Source organism: Microcella sp., from assembly GCF_033763155.1.
In the GTDB taxonomy this organism is placed as follows: domain Bacteria; phylum Actinomycetota; class Actinomycetes; order Actinomycetales; family Microbacteriaceae; genus Microcella.
Genome location: NZ_JANRKZ010000027.1, coordinates 1 through 19323 on the forward strand (window position 1 = coordinate 1; position 19323 = coordinate 19323).

At 66.8% G+C, this 19323-nt stretch carries 17 protein-coding genes, 1 other RNA gene and 1 pseudogene; 7 read left to right on the forward strand and 12 right to left on the reverse strand.

Translation table 11 applies throughout. The features are described from left to right. Both SFU54_RS01005 and glnA read right to left on the reverse strand, forming a co-directional pair. Window positions 1-1400, reverse strand: a pseudogene (locus SFU54_RS01005) (bifunctional glutamine-synthetase adenylyltransferase/deadenyltransferase); the annotation flags it as partial. Between the two features lie 21 nt (window positions 1401-1421). Further along, window positions 1422-2759 (reverse strand): type I glutamate--ammonia ligase, encoded by a 1338-nt coding sequence (glnA, locus tag SFU54_RS01010; protein WP_319014474.1) that lies wholly within the window; start codon window positions 2757-2759, stop codon window positions 1422-1424. A 68-nt stretch (window positions 2760-2827) separates the two neighbouring features. On the opposite strand from glnA, the gene SFU54_RS01015 reads away from it, so the two are divergent. Beyond that, on the forward strand, window positions 2828-4561 hold the full coding sequence (locus tag SFU54_RS01015) for an NAD+ synthase (protein WP_319014458.1): 1734 nt from the start codon (window positions 2828-2830) through the stop codon (window positions 4559-4561). A gap of 21 nt (window positions 4562-4582) precedes the next feature. Then, window positions 4583-5431: a 3-methyl-2-oxobutanoate hydroxymethyltransferase gene (gene panB / locus SFU54_RS01020; protein WP_319014459.1), complete on the forward strand. Its 849-nt coding sequence runs from the start codon at window positions 4583-4585 to the stop codon at window positions 5429-5431. Between the two features lie 3 nt (window positions 5432-5434). On the opposite strand, the gene SFU54_RS01025 is transcribed toward panB, so the two are convergent. Then, window positions 5435-5614, reverse strand: coding sequence for a methionine aminopeptidase (locus SFU54_RS01025; RefSeq protein WP_319014460.1), 180 nt, complete (start codon window positions 5612-5614; stop codon window positions 5435-5437). A 54-nt stretch (window positions 5615-5668) separates the two neighbouring features. Between SFU54_RS01025 and map the strand changes: the two genes are divergently transcribed. Together map and ppgK are read left to right on the forward strand one after the other, a co-directional pair. After that, on the forward strand, window positions 5669-6535 hold the full coding sequence (gene map, locus SFU54_RS01030; protein ID WP_319014461.1) for a type I methionyl aminopeptidase: 867 nt from the start codon (window positions 5669-5671) through the stop codon (window positions 6533-6535). 29 nt (window positions 6536-6564) lie between these two features. Further along, the gene (gene ppgK / locus SFU54_RS01035) at window positions 6565-7314 is read left to right on the forward strand and encodes a polyphosphate--glucose phosphotransferase (RefSeq protein WP_319014462.1); all 750 of its coding nucleotides are present in this window, start codon (window positions 6565-6567) and stop codon (window positions 7312-7314) included. Window positions 7315-7321: 7 nt separating this feature from the next. Here the strand turns inward: ppgK and SFU54_RS01040 are convergent, their stop codons facing one another. Continuing rightward, window positions 7322-8428: an acyl-CoA desaturase gene (locus SFU54_RS01040; RefSeq protein WP_319014463.1), complete on the reverse strand. Its 1107-nt coding sequence runs from the start codon at window positions 8426-8428 to the stop codon at window positions 7322-7324. Between the two features lie 173 nt (window positions 8429-8601). Between SFU54_RS01040 and SFU54_RS01045 the strand changes: the two genes are divergently transcribed. Further along, the gene (locus tag SFU54_RS01045) at window positions 8602-9339 is read left to right on the forward strand and encodes a VIT family protein (protein WP_319014464.1); all 738 of its coding nucleotides are present in this window, start codon (window positions 8602-8604) and stop codon (window positions 9337-9339) included. Window positions 9340-9376: 37 nt separating this feature from the next. Continuing rightward, window positions 9377-10852 (forward strand): SDR family NAD(P)-dependent oxidoreductase, encoded by a 1476-nt coding sequence (locus SFU54_RS01050; RefSeq protein ID WP_319014465.1) that lies wholly within the window; start codon window positions 9377-9379, stop codon window positions 10850-10852. Window positions 10853-10868: 16 nt separating this feature from the next. Here the strand turns inward: SFU54_RS01050 and rnpB are convergent. The 6 genes from rnpB to SFU54_RS01080 all read right to left on the reverse strand — a co-directional run bounded on the left by rnpB (window position 10869) and on the right by SFU54_RS01080 (window position 17292). Further along, window positions 10869-11251, reverse strand: an RNA gene (gene rnpB, locus SFU54_RS01055) — RNase P RNA component class A. 15 nt (window positions 11252-11266) lie between these two features. Then, window positions 11267-11689 carry a reverse transcriptase-like protein gene (locus SFU54_RS01060; protein ID WP_319014466.1) on the reverse strand — a complete coding sequence of 141 codons (423 nt, stop codon included), beginning with the start codon at window positions 11687-11689 and terminating at the stop codon, window positions 11267-11269. Further along, entirely contained in the window at window positions 11686-12426 is a 741-nt protein-coding gene (locus SFU54_RS01065) for a hypothetical protein (RefSeq protein WP_319014467.1), read from the reverse strand. The genes SFU54_RS01060 and SFU54_RS01065 overlap by 4 nt, the downstream gene beginning before the upstream one ends. A 78-nt stretch (window positions 12427-12504) precedes the next feature. Continuing rightward, window positions 12505-13317 carry a Nif3-like dinuclear metal center hexameric protein gene (locus SFU54_RS01070; protein WP_319014468.1) on the reverse strand — a complete coding sequence of 271 codons (813 nt, stop codon included), beginning with the start codon at window positions 13315-13317 and terminating at the stop codon, window positions 12505-12507. Then, window positions 13314-16382: a cytosine permease gene (locus SFU54_RS01075; RefSeq protein WP_319014469.1), complete on the reverse strand. Its 3069-nt coding sequence runs from the start codon at window positions 16380-16382 to the stop codon at window positions 13314-13316. Before SFU54_RS01075 ends, SFU54_RS01070 begins: the two co-directional genes overlap by 4 nt. 19 nt (window positions 16383-16401) lie before the next feature. Further along, the gene (locus SFU54_RS01080; RefSeq protein ID WP_319014470.1) at window positions 16402-17292 is read right to left on the reverse strand and encodes a DMT family transporter; all 891 of its coding nucleotides are present in this window, start codon (window positions 17290-17292) and stop codon (window positions 16402-16404) included. Between the two features lie 41 nt (window positions 17293-17333). On the opposite strand from SFU54_RS01080, the gene SFU54_RS01085 reads away from it, so the two are divergent. Further along, entirely contained in the window at window positions 17334-17705 is a 372-nt protein-coding gene (locus tag SFU54_RS01085; RefSeq protein ID WP_319014471.1) for a hypothetical protein, read from the forward strand. A gap of 19 nt (window positions 17706-17724) precedes the next feature. Here the strand turns inward: SFU54_RS01085 and SFU54_RS01090 are convergent, their stop codons facing one another. Further along, window positions 17725-18174, reverse strand: coding sequence for a hypothetical protein (locus tag SFU54_RS01090; protein WP_319014472.1), 450 nt, complete (start codon window positions 18172-18174; stop codon window positions 17725-17727). A gap of 38 nt (window positions 18175-18212) precedes the next feature. Beyond that, window positions 18213-19127, reverse strand: coding sequence for a zinc-ribbon domain-containing protein (locus SFU54_RS01095; protein ID WP_319014473.1), 915 nt, complete (start codon window positions 19125-19127; stop codon window positions 18213-18215). Window positions 19128-19323 lie beyond the last annotated feature (196 nt).

The window sequence follows — 19323 nt, forward strand, 5'->3', positions numbered from 1 at the left end:
GAGCGCACGGCAATCTTGGTCTGTTGCCACCGTTCGGTGAGGTCATCGGCCGTCGTCGCGAGGCCCGTTGCACGCGCGAGCACGCGCAAGCGATCGGCGTCACGCGGCATCAGGTGCGTGCGCGTCATGCGATCGAGCTGCACGCGGTGCTCGATCACGCGCAGTAGCCGATAGTCGTGCGAGAACGACGCCGCCTCTTCGCGACCGATGTAGCCGTGCTGCGCGAGTGCCGCGAGGGCCCCGAGGGTATCCCGCTGCCGCACGCGGTCATCGCTGTGACCGTGCACGAGCTGCAACAGCTGGATGGTGAATTCGACGTCGCGCAACCCGCCCGGGCCGAGCTTGAGTTGAACATCCACTTCGTCGGCGGGAATGTGCTCGGTGACTCGCTCGCGCATGCGTTGCACCGAGTCGACGAAGCCCTCGCGCTGTGAGCTGGCCCAGACGAACGGATGCACCGTGTCGCAGTAGCGCTCCCCCAGTTGGGCGTCTCCGGCCAGGGGCCGCGACTTCAACAGCGCCTGGAACTCCCACGACTTTGCCCAGCGTTCGTAGTAGGCGCGGTGCGAGTCGATCGTGCGCACGAGGGCGCCGTCTTTACCTTCAGGACGAAGGTTGGCATCGACTTCCCACAGCGGAGGTTCGATTCCCGGCTCTTGGATTCCCCGAGCGGTCTCGGCCGCGAGGCGCGTCGCGATCTCGACGGCGCGGGCGTTGTCGAGCTCGTCTGCACCTTCGGCCACGTAGATGACGTCGACGTCGCTGATGTAGTTGAGCTCGCGGGCGCCCGCCTTGCCCATGCCGATGATCGAGAGGCGCGTGCGAGCCACCTCGTCGGCCGAGAAGGTGCTGACCGCGCGCGCGAGCGTCAGGCTCGCGTCGAGAGCTGCCCCGGCCAGGTCAGCGAGGGCTGCCGCCACGTGCGGCAGGGCCTCAACCGCGTCGGCGTGCTCAAGATCCCACGCGGCAATGCGCAGTAGCCAGCGGCGGTAGCGCACGCGCAGCGCCGTGCGGGCCTGCTCGACCTGGGCGGCGGCGCTGCCCTCCACGGCGGCCGCAAGGTAGCGCCGCAATTGCTCGGCGCTCGGCAGGGAGCGGAGGGGCTCGCGCAGCGCCGCGAGCTCGGCCGGCCGGCGCCGCAGAAAGTCGCCGAGGCCCTCACTCGCGCCGAGCACCACGATGAGGCGCGCCGCCCAGGCGGGGTCGGCGAGCACGGGGCGGAGGGCATCCGGATGCTGCTCCTGCAGCCGCACGAGCAGCCGCAGCGCCCGGTCAGGGTCGGCGGCCGCGCCGAAGGCCTCGAGGTGCTCGGCCCAGTCGCCGAGGGCATCACGAGCCGCACCCAGCTCGGCGAAGCCGAGTCGGGCGAGTTCAGTCAGCGTCGACGGTTGTCGCGACATGGCGCGGGGGTCGGAGACGCGCTAGAGAATCTCGAGATTGCTCTCGAGCTCGTAGGGCGTCACTTGCGCGCGATAGGCAGCCCACTCGCGCCGCTTGTTGAGCAGCACGTAGTTGAACACCTGCTCGCCCAGAGTTTCGGCGACGAGCTCGCTCTCTTCCATGAGGCCAAGGGCGCGGTCGAGGCTCGAGGGCAGCGGCTTGTAGCCGAGAGCGCGGCGCTCGGACTGGCTGAGCTCCCACACCGTGTTCTCGGCCTCGGGAGGCAACTCATAGCCCTCTTCGATGCCCTTGAGCCCGGCGGCGAGCAGAAGCGAGAACGCGAGGTAGGGGTTGGCGGCAGAATCCATGCCGCGGTACTCCACGCGCGCGCTCTGGCCCTTGCCGGGCTTGTAGAGCGGAACACGCACGAGGGCCGAACGGTTGTTGTGGCCCCAGGTGACGTAGCTCGGGGCTTCGTCACCCGTCCAGAGGCGCTTGTACGAGTTGACGAACTGGTTGGTGATCGCCGTGATCTCGGGAGCGTGCGTGAGCAAGCCGGCCACGAACTGGCGACCGATCTTCGACAGCTGGTATTGCCCGGCCGGGTCGAAGAACGCGTTCGTGTCGCCCTCGAACAGCGAGAGGTGCGTGTGCATGCCCGATCCGGGATGCGCGGCCAAGGGCTTGGGCATGAACGTGGCATAGACGCCCTGCTCGATGGCCACCTCTTTCACGACCGTGCGGAAGGTCATGATGTTGTCGGCCGTCGTGAGAGCGTCGGCGTAGCGCAAGTCGATCTCGTTCTGACCCGGGCCAGCCTCGTGGTGGCTGAACTCCACCGAGATGCCGAGGTCTTCGAGCATGCGCACGGCGCGGCGGCGGAAGTCGTGAGCCGTGCCACCGGGCACGTTGTCGAAGTAGCCGGCAGCATCCACCGGCTGGGGGCCCTTCGGGCCGACCTTGCTGCTCTTGAGCAGATAGAACTCGATCTCGGGGTGCGTGTAGAACGTGAAGCCGCGGTCGGCAGCCTTCGCGAGCGTGCGCTTGAGCACGTGACGCGGGTCGGCCGCGGCGGGCTGGCCATCGGGCGTCGTGATGTCGCAGAACATGCGCGCGGTCGGGTCGACCTCACCGCGCCACGGCAGAATCTGGAAGGTCGTGGGGTCGGGATGCGCGAGCACGTCGGCCTCGTAGGCACGCGAGAAGCCCTCGATGGCCGACCCATCGAACCCGAGACCCTCAGCGAAAGCGCCCTCGACCTCGGCCGGCGCGACGGCAACCATCTTGAGCGTGCCGACGACGTCGGTGAACCAGAGCCGCACGAACTTGACCCCGCGTTCTTCAATCGTGCGAAGAACGAAGTCGCGCTGCTTGTCCATGCCACCCATTCCGGTGCTCACATCTCTCCCTCAAACGACGCGGAAAACCCGCCATTAGGCTAACGGGTATGCCCCGCCTCCGCTTGGCCCTCGCCCAGTCGAACCCCATTGTCGGAGACCTGGTGGGCAATGCCGACCAGATCGTCGCCGCCGCGCACGCCGCTGCAGCGCAGGGCGCCGACCTTCTCGCCCTCGGCGAGATGGCCCTGACGGGCTACCCCATCGAAGACCTCGCGTCACGCCCCGCGTTTCTCGTCGATGCGAGCGCCGCCGTCACCGCGCTGGCGGCGCGACTCGAAGCAGAAGGGCTCGGGCACTTGCCCGTCGTGGTGGGCCACCCGGATGGCCCGCACGAGCCGCGACTATTGGGCACGTCGAACGCGCCGACGGCCATCGCGCAGAACTGCGCGAGCGTGCTGCAGGGGGGCACGGTTGTCGCACGCTACGCCAAGCACCACTTGCCCAACTACGGGGTGTTCGACGAGTACCGCATCTTCATTCCGGGCGACGAGCTCCTCGTGCTGCGACTCAAGGGCGTCGACGTGGCCCTCATCATTTGCGAAGACCTCTGGCGCGACGGCGGGCCCGTCGGGCGAGTGCTCGAATCCGACGCCGGCGTGTTGCTCGTCATCAATGCCTCGCCCTTTGAGCGCGACAAAGACGAAGTGCGCGTTCCGCTCGTCACACGTCGCGCCACCGAGACCAGCACCGTCGTGGCCTACGTCAACATCGTCGGCGGGCAAGACGACCTCGTGTTCGACGGCGACTCTGTGGTCGTCAACGAGCGCGGCGAGATCATTGCGCGCGCGCCCCAGTTCGCTGAGCACCTTCTCGTCGTCGACGTGGATGCGGCCGACGCCACCGACACCGAGCTACCCCCCGCGGTGCGGCGCGTCGAACTCGCGGGCGGAGGTACCTCGAGCGAGCATCCCGCAGCAGCCGACATCGCGCAGTTGCCCGACGACCGCGAACAACTCTGGAACGCACTCGTTCTCGGCACGCGTGACTACGTGCGCAAGAACGGGTTTCGCACGGTCATCTTGGGGCTTTCGGGCGGCATCGACTCGGCGGTCTGCGCGGCGATCGCCGCCGATGCCGTGGGCGCCGAGAATGTCTATGGCGTCTCGATGCCCTCGCGCTATAGCTCTGACCACTCGCGCAGCGACGCCGACGACCTCGCCGACCGCATCGGACTCAACTTCTCGACCGAGCCGATCGCCGACCTCGTGGCGCCCGTCGAGACCCAGCTCGAGCTCAACGGCGTAGCCGCCGAAAACCTGCAGGCGCGCATCCGGGCCATCATCTTGATGGGCCTGTCAAACATGCACGGTCACCTCGTGCTCACGACGGGCAACAAGACCGAGCTCTCGGTGGGCTACTCGACGATCTATGGCGACTCGGTCGGCGGCTTCGCGCCCATCAAGGATGTGCCGAAGCTGCTCGTCTGGGAGCTCGCGCGCTGGCGCAACGAGCATGCCGAGAGCCGCGGCGAGACGCCGCCGATTCCGGAGAACTCGATCGCGAAGCCGCCGAGCGCCGAGCTGCGCCCGGGTCAGGTCGACCAAGACACGCTGCCGCCCTACGAGGTGCTCGACGCGATTCTCGACGCTTATGTGGGTCGGGAACTTGGCCGCGACGATGTCGTCGCCCTCGGATTCGCGCCCGAGACCGTCGACTTCGTCACGCGCCTCGTCGATCGCTCGGAGTGGAAGCGCCGCCAAGGCGCGATCGGGCCGAAAATCTCGGGCATGGCGTTCGGGCGCGATCGACGTCTGCCGATTACGTATCGGCCCACGAAGTAACCCAGGGCTAGGCTTGCCGCCATGGCTGAGGCACCGAAGCGCGTTCGCACCCGACACTTCGCGCGGGCGAAAGAGCAGGGCATCAAGATCACCGGGCTCACGTCGTATGACGTGCTGACGGCGCAGATTTTCGACGAAGCGGGCATCGACTTCTTGCTCGTGGGCGACTCGGCGGGCAACACCGTGCTCGGCTATGACACGACCCTGCCCGTCACGATCGACGACCTCATTCCCCTCACGCGCGGTGTCGTGAGCGGAGTCAAGCGCGCGTTCGTCGTCGCCGACATGCCGTTCGGGTCGTACGAGACCGGCCCCGAAGAGGCCTTGCACACCGCGTTCCGGTTCATGAAAGAAACCGGAGCCCACGCCGTGAAGCTCGAAGGCGGGGTGCGGTCGGCCAAGCAGATTCGGCGCATCGTGTCGGCGGGCATCCCGGTCATGGCGCACATCGGCTTCACGCCGCAGAGCGAGCACGGTCTCGGCGGCCACGTTATTCAGGGCCGTGGTGAAGCGGCCGAACAGTTGCTCGCCGACGCACACGCGGTGCAAGAAGCCGGCGCCTTCGCGGTCGTGCTCGAGATGATTCCCGCCGAGGTTGCCAAGCGCATCACCGCCGAACTCACGATTCCGACGATCAGCGTCGGCGGCGGCCCCCACTGCGACGGCCAGCTCGTCGTGTGGACCGACTGGGCGGGCCTCACGGCCGGGCGCATCCCGAAGTTCGTCAAGCAATACGCCAACCTTCGCCAGGTGCTGACGGATGCCGCGCTCGCCTACAAGGCCGACGTCGAGTCAGGCGCCTACCCCGACGAGGCGCACAGCTACAGCGACGCGACCGCCGAGCAAGCCCTGCACGACCGCACGAACTAGCGGCTACTCCTCTTCGTCGGCCGCCCACGCGCGAGCGCGCTCGCGCGCGATCTCCGGCGCCCGACGGGCGTCGGCCTCGGTTGCGTAGGGGCCATCGCGGTCACTGCCGAGCGACTGAGGGCCGTATTCGACCTCGCCGGTCTTGTGGTTGTACCACCACTGCTGCGTCTCGTCGTCGGCCATGAGCCGCTCCTCCCCCGAACCGAGGCGCACACGCGGCTCGATAGACTCGACCCTATGCCTCGCGACGCCTCCGGTCACCTCGTTGCCGGGCGGCTGTCGCCGCAGCGATCGGTGCCGTCGAGCATCCCGCGCCCCGAATACGTGGGCAAGCCCGGGCCCACGCCGCACGTTGGCGGAGACGTCTACGACGCCGAGACAATCGAGCTGATTCGGCAGAGCGGGCGCATCGCAGCTCAAGCCGTCGAGGCGGTCGGGGCAGCCATCGCGCCGGGCGTGACGACCGATGAGCTTGACCGCATCGCGCACGAGTACCTGCTCGACCACGGCGCTTACCCGTCGACGCTTGGCTATCGCGGCTTTCCCAAGTCGTGCTGCACGAGCCTCAACGAGGTCATCTGCCACGGCATCCCCGACGACACCGCCATCGCCGAGGGCGACATCGTCAACATCGACATCACGGCCTACACAAACGGCGTGCACGGCGATCTCAACAAGACCTTCATCGCTGGTGAGGCGAGCGACGACGCGCGTCTCTTGGTCGAGCGCACGCAAGAGGCGCTCAACCGCGGCATCAAGGCCGTCGCCCCCGGCAGAGAGATCAATGTCATCGGCCGGGCCATCGAGGCCTACGCGCAACGCTTTGGCTACGGCGTCGTGCGCGACTTCACCGGTCACGGTGTGGGGCGCTCGTTTCACTCGGGCCTCATCGTGCCGCACTACGACGCGGCGCCCGACTACTCCACCGTCATGCAGCCCGGCATGGTGTTCACGATCGAGCCGATGTTGACGCTGGGCGGCATTGCCTGGGACCTCTGGGCTGATGACTGGACCGTCACGACGAAAGACAAGTCGCTCAGCGCCCAGTTCGAGCACACGCTCGTCGTCACCGAGCGCGGCGCCGAGATCTTGACGCTCCCGTAACTCCCCCACCCCACCGACAGGAGACCCGCATGACGCTCGCCATTGGCATCGACATCGGCGGCACCGGCATCAAGGGCGCTGTTATTGATCTGGATGCGGGCGACATCGTCGGCGACCGTATCAAGCACCCGACTCCCGACGGTGGTGAGCCCGACGACATCATCGCGACTGTCGCCCAGCTCGTCGACGAGCTCGGCACCGAGGGTGTCGAGCACATTGGTGTGTGCTTTCCGGCGGTCGTCGTCAACGGCCGCACGATGTCGGCCGCCAATGTGAGCGAGCGCTGGATCGGCCTGGATGCCGACACCGCGTTCGGCGAGGCCCTCGGCCGTGACATCCACTTCATTAATGACGCGGATGCGGCCGGCTATGCCGAAGCGATGTCGGGCGCCGCACGCGGGCAGCGCGGCCTCGTCATCATGACCACGCTCGGCACGGGCATCGGAAGCGCCCTTATCAACGACGGAGTTCTCATCGCGAACTCTGAACTCGGACACCTCGTGGTGAATGGCCGCGACGCCGAGTCATGGGCGGCGAACTCAGCGCGCGAGCGCGAAGACCTGAGCTTTGCCGAGTGGGCCGAGCGCTTGACCGAGTACTACCGCTATGTCGAAGACCTGCTCTGGCCTGAACTCTTCGTCATCGGCGGCGGAATCTCGAAGCAGCACGACGAGTTCATTCCGCTCATCGACGTGCGCACGCCCATCGTGCCCGCCGAGCTGCGCAACAACGCCGGAATCATTGGCGCTGCGGCACTGGCTCAGCGCTACTCGCGCTGACGAACGTCTAGCTGCGCCGGAACTGATTGACGACCGGGCAGTCGAAGGGGTCGCGCGCCGACAAGCCGACGCGGTTCAAGTAGTCGATGACGATGCCGTAGGAGCGGAATACGCCCGTCTCGGTATACGAGATGCCCGTCGCCTGAGCGTATTCACGCACGATCTCGCGCGCACGGCTGAGCGCCGGTCGCGGCATGTTCGGGAACAAGTGGTGCTCGACCTGGTGGTTGAGCCCGCCGAACATCACGGTTGCCCACCAGCCGCCCTTGAGGTTGCGCGAGGTCAGAATCTGGCGGTGCAAGAAGTCGAGTGAGGTGTCATTCTCGAGAATCGGCATGCCCTTGTGGTTGGGGGCGAAGGATGCTCCCATGTAGACCCCGAAGACCGCCAGTTGCACGCCCAAGAACGCGAACGCCATGCCGAGGGGCAAGAACCAGAACAGCACGGCAACGTAGAGCGAGAGACGCAGGGTGATGAGTGCGAGCTCGAGGTAGCGGTGCTCAACGCGACCCTTGTCGAAGAGACTCAGGATCGAGCGGAAGTGCAGGTTGATGCCCTCGAGCGTGAGCAGCGGGAAGAACAAGTAGCCCTGGCGGCGCGTGATGAGCGCGAGGAATCCGGTCGACTTCGCGGCGTCGGCCTCGGTGAAGACGATCGTGTCGGGCTCGATGTCGGGGTCGGCCCCGAGCTGATTGGGTTTGGCGTGGTGGCGCGAGTGCTTGTGCATCCACCAGTGATAGCTAATGCCCACGACGGCGGTCGCGAGAATGCGGCCGACCCAGTCGTTGACTTTGCCCGAGGCGAAGATCTGGCGGTGCGAGGCTTCGTGCGTCACGAACGCGATTTGCGTGAGCACGATGCCGAGCGCGCCGGCCATGAGAAGTTGGAACCAGCTGTCACCGAGCAAAACCATTCCCGTGATGACGCCCCCGAGAGCGACAGCGAGACCGGCGAAGACGGCGTAGTAGAAGCCTTCGCGGCGGCGGAGGAGACCGCCGTCACGCACCGTGCGCATGAGCGCCGAGTACGAGGCCGTGAGCGGCACGGCGTTGGGGTCGCGAGGAGTCGTGGAGCGCACGGAGCCGAGGTTGCCGGAGGAGGCGAGAGAGGTCATGAGGCCTTCGGAGTCGGAATGCGACTTCCCAGCCGACGCGAGTCGCAGGCCCGTGCCTGCCAGATGTTCTGACTCTACGCACGTGCGTATGCCAAACGCGGAATGACAGGCCGATTCATAGCCCAGGCTTGCCTTGCTTGATGGTGGAGGAGCCACGGAGTTGACTGGGGTGCATGACCGAGCCATCGAGCGTCGCCGCCCACACTCCGCACGATTCAGAACCGCACGATCGCGGGGCGTTCAGTGACGGCCTCAACAAGCTGCGCGCCGGTGTGTTGGGGGCGAACGATGGCATCGTCTCGGTCGCTGCCGTCGTCGTCGGTGTTGCCGGCGCGACGAGCGCGATCGCCCCGATCATCACGGCCGGCGCGGCCGCCGTCGTGGGTGGGGCAATCTCGATGGCGCTTGGAGAGTACGTCTCGGTCGCGAGTGCGCGCGACAGCCAGACCGCGCTCATCGCAAAAGAGCGCCGCGAGTTGGCGGAGATGCCCGAGCAAGAGCTCGCCGAACTCGCGAGCATCTACCAGGCCAAGGGGCTCACCCCCGAGACCGCCCAGAAAGTCGCCGAAGAGCTGACCGCTCACGACGCGCTCGGGGCACACCTCGAAGCAGAGCTCCACATCGACGAGAACGAAGTTCTCAAGCCCTGGCAAGCCGCTGCGGCCTCGGGCGTGGCGTTTCTCGCCGGCGCGGTACTTCCGATGCTCGCGATTCTGCTGCCTCCGCCCGAGCTGCGCATTCCGATCACCTTCGTGGCCACACTCGTCGCACTGGGCATCACCGGAGCACTCGGGGCGATTCTCGGCAAGAGCCACTGGTTGCGCCCGACACTGCGGGTGCTCATCGGCGGTGCGCTCGCCCTCGCGGTGACGTTCGGCATCGGCGCGCTGCTCGGCACGCAGATCGCGTAACGACAGAGCAGTCCCTCTGCGCCGGGTACCCTGGCGTGTGCCTTCTGATCAGCCTGCGCCCGGCGACTCGGGCGGTATCGACCCCGCTGACCTCGAGACGACGCTGCGGGTGCTCAGCACACTGCACGAGCTTGACCACGAGCATCCTGACTTCATCGCGGTGCGCCACGCGACCGCCCACATGTTCCGCGCCGTCAAGGTGCATCGGCGGCTCACGAAGCGTGCCGAAGTACTCGCTGCCGACAAAGCCGTCATCGAGGCGACCGCGACGGGCTCGCCCGACCGCATCGACGACGAAACTCGTGGCGTCGATATCTCATCGTCGACCGACGCACCGTTCGCTGGCGAGCTCACGCGCCCGCAGTCGTGCTACATCTGCAAGAAGCCCTACACGCTCGTCGACGCCTTTTATCACCAGCTATGCCCCGACTGCGCGCGTCTCAATCACGCGAAACGGGATGCCCGCACCGACCTCACCGGACGCCGCGCCCTGCTCACCGGAGGCCGCGCGAAGATCGGCATGTACATCGCCTTGCGGCTGCTGCGTGACGGCGCGCACACGACCATCACGACGCGGTTTCCGCGGGATGCCGTGCGCCGCTTCTCGGCACTCCCCGACGCGGCCGACTGGATCGACCGCTTGCGCATCGTCGGCATCGACTTGCGCGACCCGGCCCAGGTCATCGGCCTCGCTGAGTCGGTGGCCGCGGCAGGACCCCTCGACATCATCATCAACAACGCAGCGCAAACCGTGCGCCGCTCCCCCGGCGCGTATCAGCCGCTCATCGAGGCCGAGCTTGCTCCCCTGCCCGACGGGCCACTGCCCGAGCTGGTGACGTTCGGCCACACGATGGATCCGCACCCGCTGGCGTTGGCCGAGTCGGTCGCCGCCCACCCGATTCTGTCGGCGGCCGCGGCGAAGGCTGAGCAGCTGACGCAGGCGGCCATGACCGCGGGCAACGCATCCCTCGAACGGCACAAAGCCGGAACCGCGATCGATGCCGGCGGACTCGTGCCCGACTTGCACGACGTCAACAGTTGGACGCAGGCCGTTGGCGCGGTTGAGCCGCTCGAGATGCTCGAAGTTCAGCTCGCCAACTCGATCGCGCCGTTCATCCTCGTCGACCGGTTGCGTCCTTCGCTGGCCGCCTCACCGTTCGCGCGCACCTACGTTGTCAACGTGAGCGCCATGGAGGGTGTGTTCGGCCGGGGATACAAGGGGCCGGGGCATCCGCACACCAACATGGCGAAAGCCGCGATGAACATGCTCACGCGCACGAGCGCTCGCGAGATGTTCGAGACCGACGGCATCTTGATGACGAGCGTCGACACCGGGTGGATTACCGACGAGCGCCCGCACCCCACCAAACTGCGCCTGGCCGAAGAAGGCTTTCACGCTCCGCTCGATCTCGTCGACGGCGCCGCACGGGTCTACGACCCCATCGTGCGCGGCGAGGCAGGCGAAGACCTGTTCGGGGTGTTCTTGAAGGACTACGCGCCCTCACAGTGGTGATGCGGCACTACTGAGGCAAGTGGGCCGGCCGATACGCCGGGTTCTGTTCCAGGAATCGCTTCCCTTCGACGGCCATCTCTCTCGGGACTACGTTGCCGCAGCCCTCTAGCGGTCTACCCGACACCTCGGCGAGCAGCGTTAACGGTGTCTGTCTGACCTTGCTCCGGGCGAGGTTTACCTAGCGAGCCCGATCACTCGGGCCCCTGGTGGTCTCTTACACCACCGTTTCACCCTTACCCCGGGCCGAAACCCGTGGCGGTCTGCTCTCTGTTGCACTGTTCTCGCGCATTGCTGCGGGTGGGTGTTACCCACCGCCCTGCTCTGTGGAGCCCGGACGTTCCTCGGCGAAGTCGTTCCCCTCGCGGGGCGTGCCCTCGACGCGACCGTCTGGCCGGCCCACTTGCGAGACCCAGGTTAGCGTTGGAACGACGAGCGAGCATCCATCGCGTCATTCGCACACTTATCGGCACGAGAGTTTTGCAGGCGCGGCACCCACTCGAATCGCACGGGGGTGCCCGTCAACGCCTGCCGCGCCTCGGCGGCGAGCTCGGCCATCGCCGGGTGCTTGATCTTCCAGCGGCCCATCATTTGTTCGACAACGAGCTTGGAATCCATGCGAATCGTCAGTTCGGCATCGGGGTCGAGTTCGAGCGCGCGCCGAACTCCGGCGAGCATGCCGCTGTACTCGGCGACATTGTTGGTGGCAACTCCCACCCACACCCCGACTTCCGCGAGTACCTCGCCCGACGCCGGGTCGATGACGACGGCTCCGCCCGCGGCCGGCCCGGGGTTGCCGCGCGAACCACCATCAGCCTCGACGATCAGCTCGCGAGTCACAGTCCGCTCTCGTCGGTGCGCACGAGGATGGCGTTGGAATCAGGACACAGCAGAACGGCATCGGGCGCCGCCGCACGAACCGCTGCGAGATCACTGCCCGTGAGTTCGACGCCGCTCGCACTCGAGATGCGCGCCCGCAAGTGCGAGGCACCCACGCCGTAGCGCTCGCGCTGCTTCTCATAGAGCGCCAAGAGGTCGGCAGGCACCGTCGCGACAATCGCCGCGCGCTGCGACCGAGCCGCCTCGGATTCGCTCGCGATGACGGCGAGCGCTGCATCGCGAGCCGCTTGCGCTTCAGCAAGCTTCTGCTGGTGCTCATCGAGTGAGGCCGTCGCCGATGCGAGCTCGGTCTCGATCGCCTCGACCTTCTCCATCACCGCGAGCTCAATCTCTTCAAGATCGTTCAGGCGGCCTCGCAGCGACTCGAGCTCGTGCTCGAGACCCTGAATGTCTTTGACTGACGAGCTCGACTGCATGCGCTCGCCATCGCGAGCGATGCGCGATTGAACGACCACCACGTCGCTCTCGACTCGACCCAGCTCGAGTCGAGCGTCGTCGAGCTCTCCCCGTCGCTGAATGACAAACTCGCGCATGACATCGGCTTCAGCGACCAGCGCATCAACGACAGCTCTCTCGGGCAACGACCGCTCGCGGTGAGCCAGCTGCTGCAGCGTCGTGTCGAGCGCTTGCACATCGAGCAAGACGCGCTGCGCCTCGGGACTAGCGGTCAGGGCCATGCGGGGCTCACCTGGTCTCTCATGGGTTGCGTGGGGCTCGGGTGGGGCGGGAATCATCGTTCGCGGCGAGGCGCGCCCCTACTGTACGACGACGAAGTCCCATGGGTCGGTGCGAAGCTCGCTGACGTTGATCTCGACGCCCGGAAGCGCCTCACGCAATTCGTCGGCAGCCACCTCTAGCCACAGCCACTCACTCGCCCAGTGCGAGACGTCAATAAGTGCGGGTCCGCCGGCCACGCGCGCCGTCTCGACAGCCTCACTCGCCGGATGATGCCGCAGGTCGGCCGTGACATACACGTCGGCGGCACGCACCGCGGGCTCGTTGAGGAGCGAGTCCCCCGCCCCGCCGCAGACGGCGACCGTGGTCACGACACGATCGAACGACCCCGCCACCCGCACACCCGTCGCCGTGAGCGGCAGGATGCCCGCGAGGCGCCGCGCGAGGGCACCGAGGGTCATCGGCTCGGGCAAGCGCCCGACGCGGCCCAGGCCGATGCCGGGCGCGGTCTCGACAATCGGACGGGCATCCGTCAGCCCCACCAGCTCGGCCAGACGAGCACTCGTGCCCGTCGCGACACTGTCGGCATTGGTGTGTGCCGCCAGAAGAGCACAGCCACCCCGAATGAGCCGGGCGATGAGGGCGCCTTTGGCGGTTGTTTCGGCGACAGTCGTGACGCTTCGGAGAAGAAGTGGATGGTGAACGAGCAAGAGTTCTGCGTTGGCGTCAATCGCTTCATCGATCGTCTCCGCGACGGCGTCGACCGCCAGCACGATGCGAGAGACCGTGGCGCGAGGGTCACCGCTCACCAACCCCGGAGCGTCCCACGACTCGGCGCCCGCGATCGGCCACAGCCGCTCGGCGGCGGCCATGACATCAGCAAGAGTCGTCATCGCGTCGAGGGTGGAGACCACGTCGAGAGGTCGAACTCAGTGACCGCACCGGGAGCGGTGGCATCGACCGCGTCGTGCGCGGCAATCGTGCCGGCGTAAGCGTTGTCGTCGACGGCACCCTCGGCATCGTCATCGGCATTGTCGTCGGCGTCGTGTGCTGCCTGTTCGGCCTGCTGAAGTCGGCGAAGAGCGGGAATGCCCATGATGAACGGGGTGAGGAGACCGAGAACGAGAGCAACGACGACTCCCGGATCGCCCGAGGCGAGAGCCGACTCCGTGTCGATGCCCAGCACCGTGAAGAGATAGCCCTGCCACTGCAATCCAGCGAGAGTGGCGGTGCTGAGCCCCCACCCGACGGCCGTGATCACGAGAAGCATGAGCAGGTTGACCCACCGCACCGCCGGATAGACGCCCCCCGATCGCAACAGCGACGGCGAGTGCACCCGACGCGAGCGAATCATGGTCTCCGCGCCAAAGATGCCAGCCCATGCCGCAACCGGCACCGCGAGAGTCGTCACCACGTCGCGGAAGAGTGCTGCCGCGTTGGGCACGAGAACGATGAGCACGGCCAGGAGTGCCGCAGCGAGCACCGTCGTGATGGCGACGGATGCGGGACGAGACGCGCGCACGCCGGTGGCGAGCAGAGCGAACCCCGACGAGTAGAGGGCAAGAGCCGCCGCGCTCACGAGGGAGAGTGCGACCGCTGCGATGAGCGGTGCCGGATACCAGAGCGGCAGCATGCGAGACACCAGGTCGATGGGATTCTCAGCGAGGCCCTCTGCGAGCACCGGATTCGATGCCGCCAAGAGCGCTCCCCAGCAGATGAGCGCGAACGCGGGAATCGTTGCACCGAACGCGGTGAACACAACCGCGGACGACCCGTAGGTGCCCTTCGCTTGATAACGCGCAAGATCGCCGCTGCTGTTGGCCCACGCGAGACCAACCACACTGAAGACGAGAACGACACCACTCACGAGCAACGCCCAGTCGCCGTCAGCGACGGCGAGAGCGGCGTCAAGATCAACGTATGTCGCCGTGAGCACGATAAGTCCGGTCACGAGCACAATCGACACGATCGTCACGACCGCGCTGACGACTGATATGGCGGCAAAGCCCAAGCCTGCGATGAGCGCCGCGAGCACGAGCGCGATCGAGGCGGCGCCGATGGTCAGCTCTAGGCGCCCAAGGTCGCCGACCAGGCCCGAGCCGACGAGAACCTCAGCAACGCCTGCGCCGAGCATCCACAACAAAGCCGCCGCCCAGACAACTCTCGTGACGAGGGCCAGCAACGCGGGAAGTGCATTGCCACCCGTACCAAAGGTGGAACGGGAGACAACCATGGTCGGCTGACCGCTCCACTTGCCCGCGAGGGTTCCGAGGCCGAGCGGCAAGAACGAGATCGCGACCCCGATCAGCGTGGCCAAAACTGCTTGGCGAAGGCTCACTCCCAGACCCATGATGACCGAACCGAGGGCGATGCTCACCACCGATGAGTTGACCGCGAACCACAGCCAGAACATGCGCACCGAGCGCCCGGCCCGCCATTCAGCGGGAGTGGGCTCGAGGCCGACTCGTTCGACGGGCTCAGGTCGAGAGACCTGCGTATCGCTCACAACCCCCTCGCCCGACTCGACTTCTGTTTCGGCGTCACCACCTGCCACGGCACGCGCGGGTTCTTCTGAGAACTGGCCCGCCAACAGATCGAGAGGCGACGGTTCGGCGTCAATCGCGGAGCCGTCGTTCCCGACAGCCTGGTTCTGGGCAGAAGAACCTTGCGTGAGGTCAAATGCGCCCGCAGACGAGTTTGCGAGAGGCCCAGGGGCCGCATCATCAACGGGGGCCGGCTCACGCAAGAGGTCATCAAACAGAGCGCCCGCGCTACCGATGGCCGCTCCCGTCGCGACGGTGTCACCGAAAGCGGGGGCAAAGACTCCTGGGTCCCGTGGGGCAGGCTCGATGAGTGGCGGCTCAATGAGCGGAGCAACCTCGGGCGCCGACGTCTCGAACGTGAGCGGTGTTGCCGCAGGTGGCGCAGACTCGAACGTCAGTGGGGCAACGTCATCGAACGGAGATGGCACCGATAGCGAGGGTGCGACCGCCGCAGAGGGAACCACTCCATAGGGCGGTGGAGCGTCAGCGAGCGCCAAGTCAATGGCGGGTGCCGGTGGCGGAGCGCCGAACTGGGGCGGGGGTGCCGCGGCAAGCTGCTCGGCAACCGAGAGCTCGGTGGCAGGCGGCGCGACATCGACGGGCGGTGCGACGTCGACAGGCGGCGGGATGACCGGGGTGACGCCCGTGAATTGCTCGCGCACCTGCGTGACGATGTCATCGGCTTCGGGCGCCGCTGCCGCACGCACCTGCTTCTCCCACTCAGCGAGGCGCTGAGCCTCAATCTGACGAAGCACGAGCTCGCGTTCCACGAGGTCGAGCAGCGATGACGTGTTCAGCTCCGGTGAGTCAAGATTCGCTGCGGCGAGCAGCTCTTCGTCGGTGAGTGACAACCGCTGCGGCGGGGGTGGAAGGATCGGCGGCACATCGGTCGGTGGCGTCGCCGGGGCACCGGCGGGCCCTTCGTTAGTGGGCGTGACTAGCGGTGCGCCAGCACCGTCGCCCGTCACGGAGAGGTCATGGACCGTCGCCGATGAGGCAACAGGGGGTTCTTCGCTGGCGGGCTGCCAGGGCGCCGGCTCTGCTTGCTGCGGCTGCCACGGGGCGGGTTCCCACGCGGCGGGTTGCCACGGTGCAGCCCCGAACGGTGAGGCGCCAGAGGGCGCCTCCTGATCGGCCGCAGGGTTAGCCGCGGGTGCCGCAGGCTCGGGTGCGGCAGGCTGCGGTGCGGCTGGCTCCGTCACGGCAGGCTCGTCGCTGATTGTCGGTGTCGTCGCGGCCGCCGGCGGCACCCATCGTTCGAACTGTTCGGTGAGCGCGCCAGCGAGTGCGTCGTCATCGGTTGCGGTGGGGTCGTACGCCGCGCCGGCAGGCGGAGGCGTGAACGTAGAGCGTCGGGGCCCCTCCGGCATCACCGGCTCGGCGTCATCGTTCGTCGGCTGTTCGTCGTCGACCATGACCCTGATGATAGGCCGGTCACGGCGTCGAAGGCTGGCGCCGAGCCGAGGAAAGCACGGAGACGCCGATAAGAATCAACACGAGGCCGACCCAACCAACTGGCTCAAGACGTTCACCCACGATGACAATCGCCAGCACCGTGGCCACGAGCGGCTCAAGCAGTGTGATGACGGTCACCGTGCTTGAGGCCAACGCTCGCACACCGACGGCGAAGAACAGATACGCGACAAACATGGGCCCAACCGCGAGATAGGCCGCGATCGCAAGGCTGGCGGGCGACGCGAGAATCGGGGCACCGACGACGAGCAACACGACGGCAAGCGGCAGGGCTGCAAGCCCGAACGCTGCCCCCATGGTGCCGCGCCCCGAGTGGCCGCGACGAATCACCGCCCCCGACGCAAACGTAAAGAGTGCGTACCCCGCTCCGGCGACGAGGCCGAGAAGCACACCGGCGGGAATCGCCGTGGGATCGACGGGCGAGTCATCGCCGTGACCACCGAGCACGAGCAGGGCCATTCCGGCGATCGCAATGCCCGCACTCAGCATCCACCGACCCGTCAAGCGGCTGCGAGTGACGCGCCACTCGAGAATTGCCGCAAAGATCGGACCCGAACCTAACGAGACAACGTTGCCGATGGCGACGCCGGCGAGATCCATCGACGAATAGAACGCGAGTGGGTACGCGACCATTCCGGCCGAGGCCGCAATCAGCCAGCCACGCACCGCGCGATCACGAACAACCTCGAGAGCCGCGCGACGACTCGCAAGAAAGAGCAAGACACCACCGAAGGTCATCGTGCACGCGCCGATGGCGAGGGGGCTCACGTCGCTCGGAAAGAACGAGGCCGCGGTTCCCGTCGTGCCCCACAACACGCACGACACGACGAGGGCCCACACAGCACGAGACATGGGGCTCCTCGAGAGATAACTGTTCGACGTACAGTGGGCGCATGACCGAGAACGAACTGATCCTGCATTGGACTCGTGCGCGCTGGCACATCATTGTCTCTCAGCTCGCCCCCACGTTCTTGCTGGCGGTGACTGTCTGGATGCTGATGCAGGGCCTCGCCGAGACTGCCGTAGCCGTGCGCCTCGCGGCCACGGGCATCTTGCTCGCCTCAGGCGTGCTCGGCGCAGCCGCTCAATTTGCGGCGGCGCAAGAAGGGCTCGCGGTCATCGACGAACTCAAGGCCGTGCCTAATGTGTCGGCGATCGGCCGTCGAATCATCGCGAGCGCTCGCGCGGTTGATGTTGTGCGTTTCGTCGGCCCGGCAATCTTCGTCGCGACCTTTGCCGCACTGCTCTGGTCTCTCTACCTCTAGACGACACCCTCCGCAGGCCTCACCAGAGGTCGTCTTCTGCGTCGAGCGGCAACGCCGTGGCGACGTAGCGGGGCACGACGCCACCGATAAGCCAGTCGCGCGCGACGCTAACAAAGTGCTCGGCCGTCAGGCCGGCAGAACCGACGGTGGGCCGATAAAGGCGCCAGACCGTGTGCCGCGACGTGCGTGCATCGAGGGCGCCCACGTCACACGTGAGCTGACCTGCAGATGCCGAGCACTGGGCGAATCGGTGGCCAGGGTCACCACGGCGCTGGACAACCACAAAGCTGCCGGTGCGCGTCGACACACCGCCAGCCACCTCCTCGAGATGTGCCCACGAGCGAATCGCTCGATAGACCCCGCCAACCGCGTCTGTCGTGTACTCGAGGTCAGACGGCGCCACGGCGGTCGCGACGCTCGGCGAACGAGGTCGAATCATCGACACCGACTCACTGATCAACTGAACCATCGGATACCTCGTCTCACCGGGTGTTTCTGTGCCCGACGCTAGGGGGCACCACCGACACGCTGCAGCGGACTGCGTCGTCGATATGCCGCGACCAGCAAGTCGCCACGAATCTCGCCTATGCGATCGATGAGCTGCTCGACCGCCGAGTGTGAGACTCCGGCAACCACAAGGTCGTGTGGCCCCAAGGCCCTCAACGGTCGCACGCGCACGCGCACGACATGCCACCCCACCTCGGCGAGCAGGTGATCTTTCCGTCGGTCAGTGCGCTCGCGACGGCCGACGTGTTCGTCACCATTTCGGCCGACGGTATCGAGTTCGATTGCGACTGCGAACTCCGGCACGATGATGTCGGGCCACACTTCCTGGTGACCAAAGAACGGCGTGCGCACGCGAACCGCAGTCGTGCTGAGATCAACGTCAAGTCGCTCCCCCAGCAGCGCGCGGAACCGACCTTCGAGAGCAGACGTCGCTCGCGGGGCACGGTCGCTGTAAAAGGCTTCTCCCGGCCGTACCGAGTCAGCCGAGCGAGTCTCGAGGTGGGACCGGCTGCGTTGTGGCTCGGGCGGCCGGCGAAAGGGCATCCCGCGGCCCTCACCTGCTTCGCTCGCCGGTGGGGGGCTCACGCGCGGCCACTTCGACACCGCCGGGAGCAGCGACGGCGTCGAACAGACGGGGCACCACGATCGAGACGACCGCGAACGGCCCGGCCGTGCGCGCTGCTCTGTTGGAGTAGCGACAAACTCGTGCCCTACCGAACAGACCCAGACGAGGTAAACGTCGGCCGCTGGCGGAATTTGCGACAAAACCAAGTCGTGATTGCGCTCGGGGCGGAACTGCTCGACGAGCACCGTGAACGGAGCCCACGCGTCGCGAAAACGACCAACGGGGCTGGGCACGGGCGTGCCAGTGACGTATTGGCGGTGACGCCACCACTGTTCGACGCTGCGCGGCACAACAGCAGAGTAGGTACCGCCTCCGACATGGCGTCGGCCTCACACGGTGGGCCCTGAGGTGTCTGGTTTCAGCACATCGTGGACACCTGTCTCACGACATCGTGGACAGTGAGGCCGGTGAGGGCGTGATGTCTCACGACATTGTGGACACCCCGCCAGGGTCAAGGGGTGAGCAAACAGGAAGTACTCATCCTCG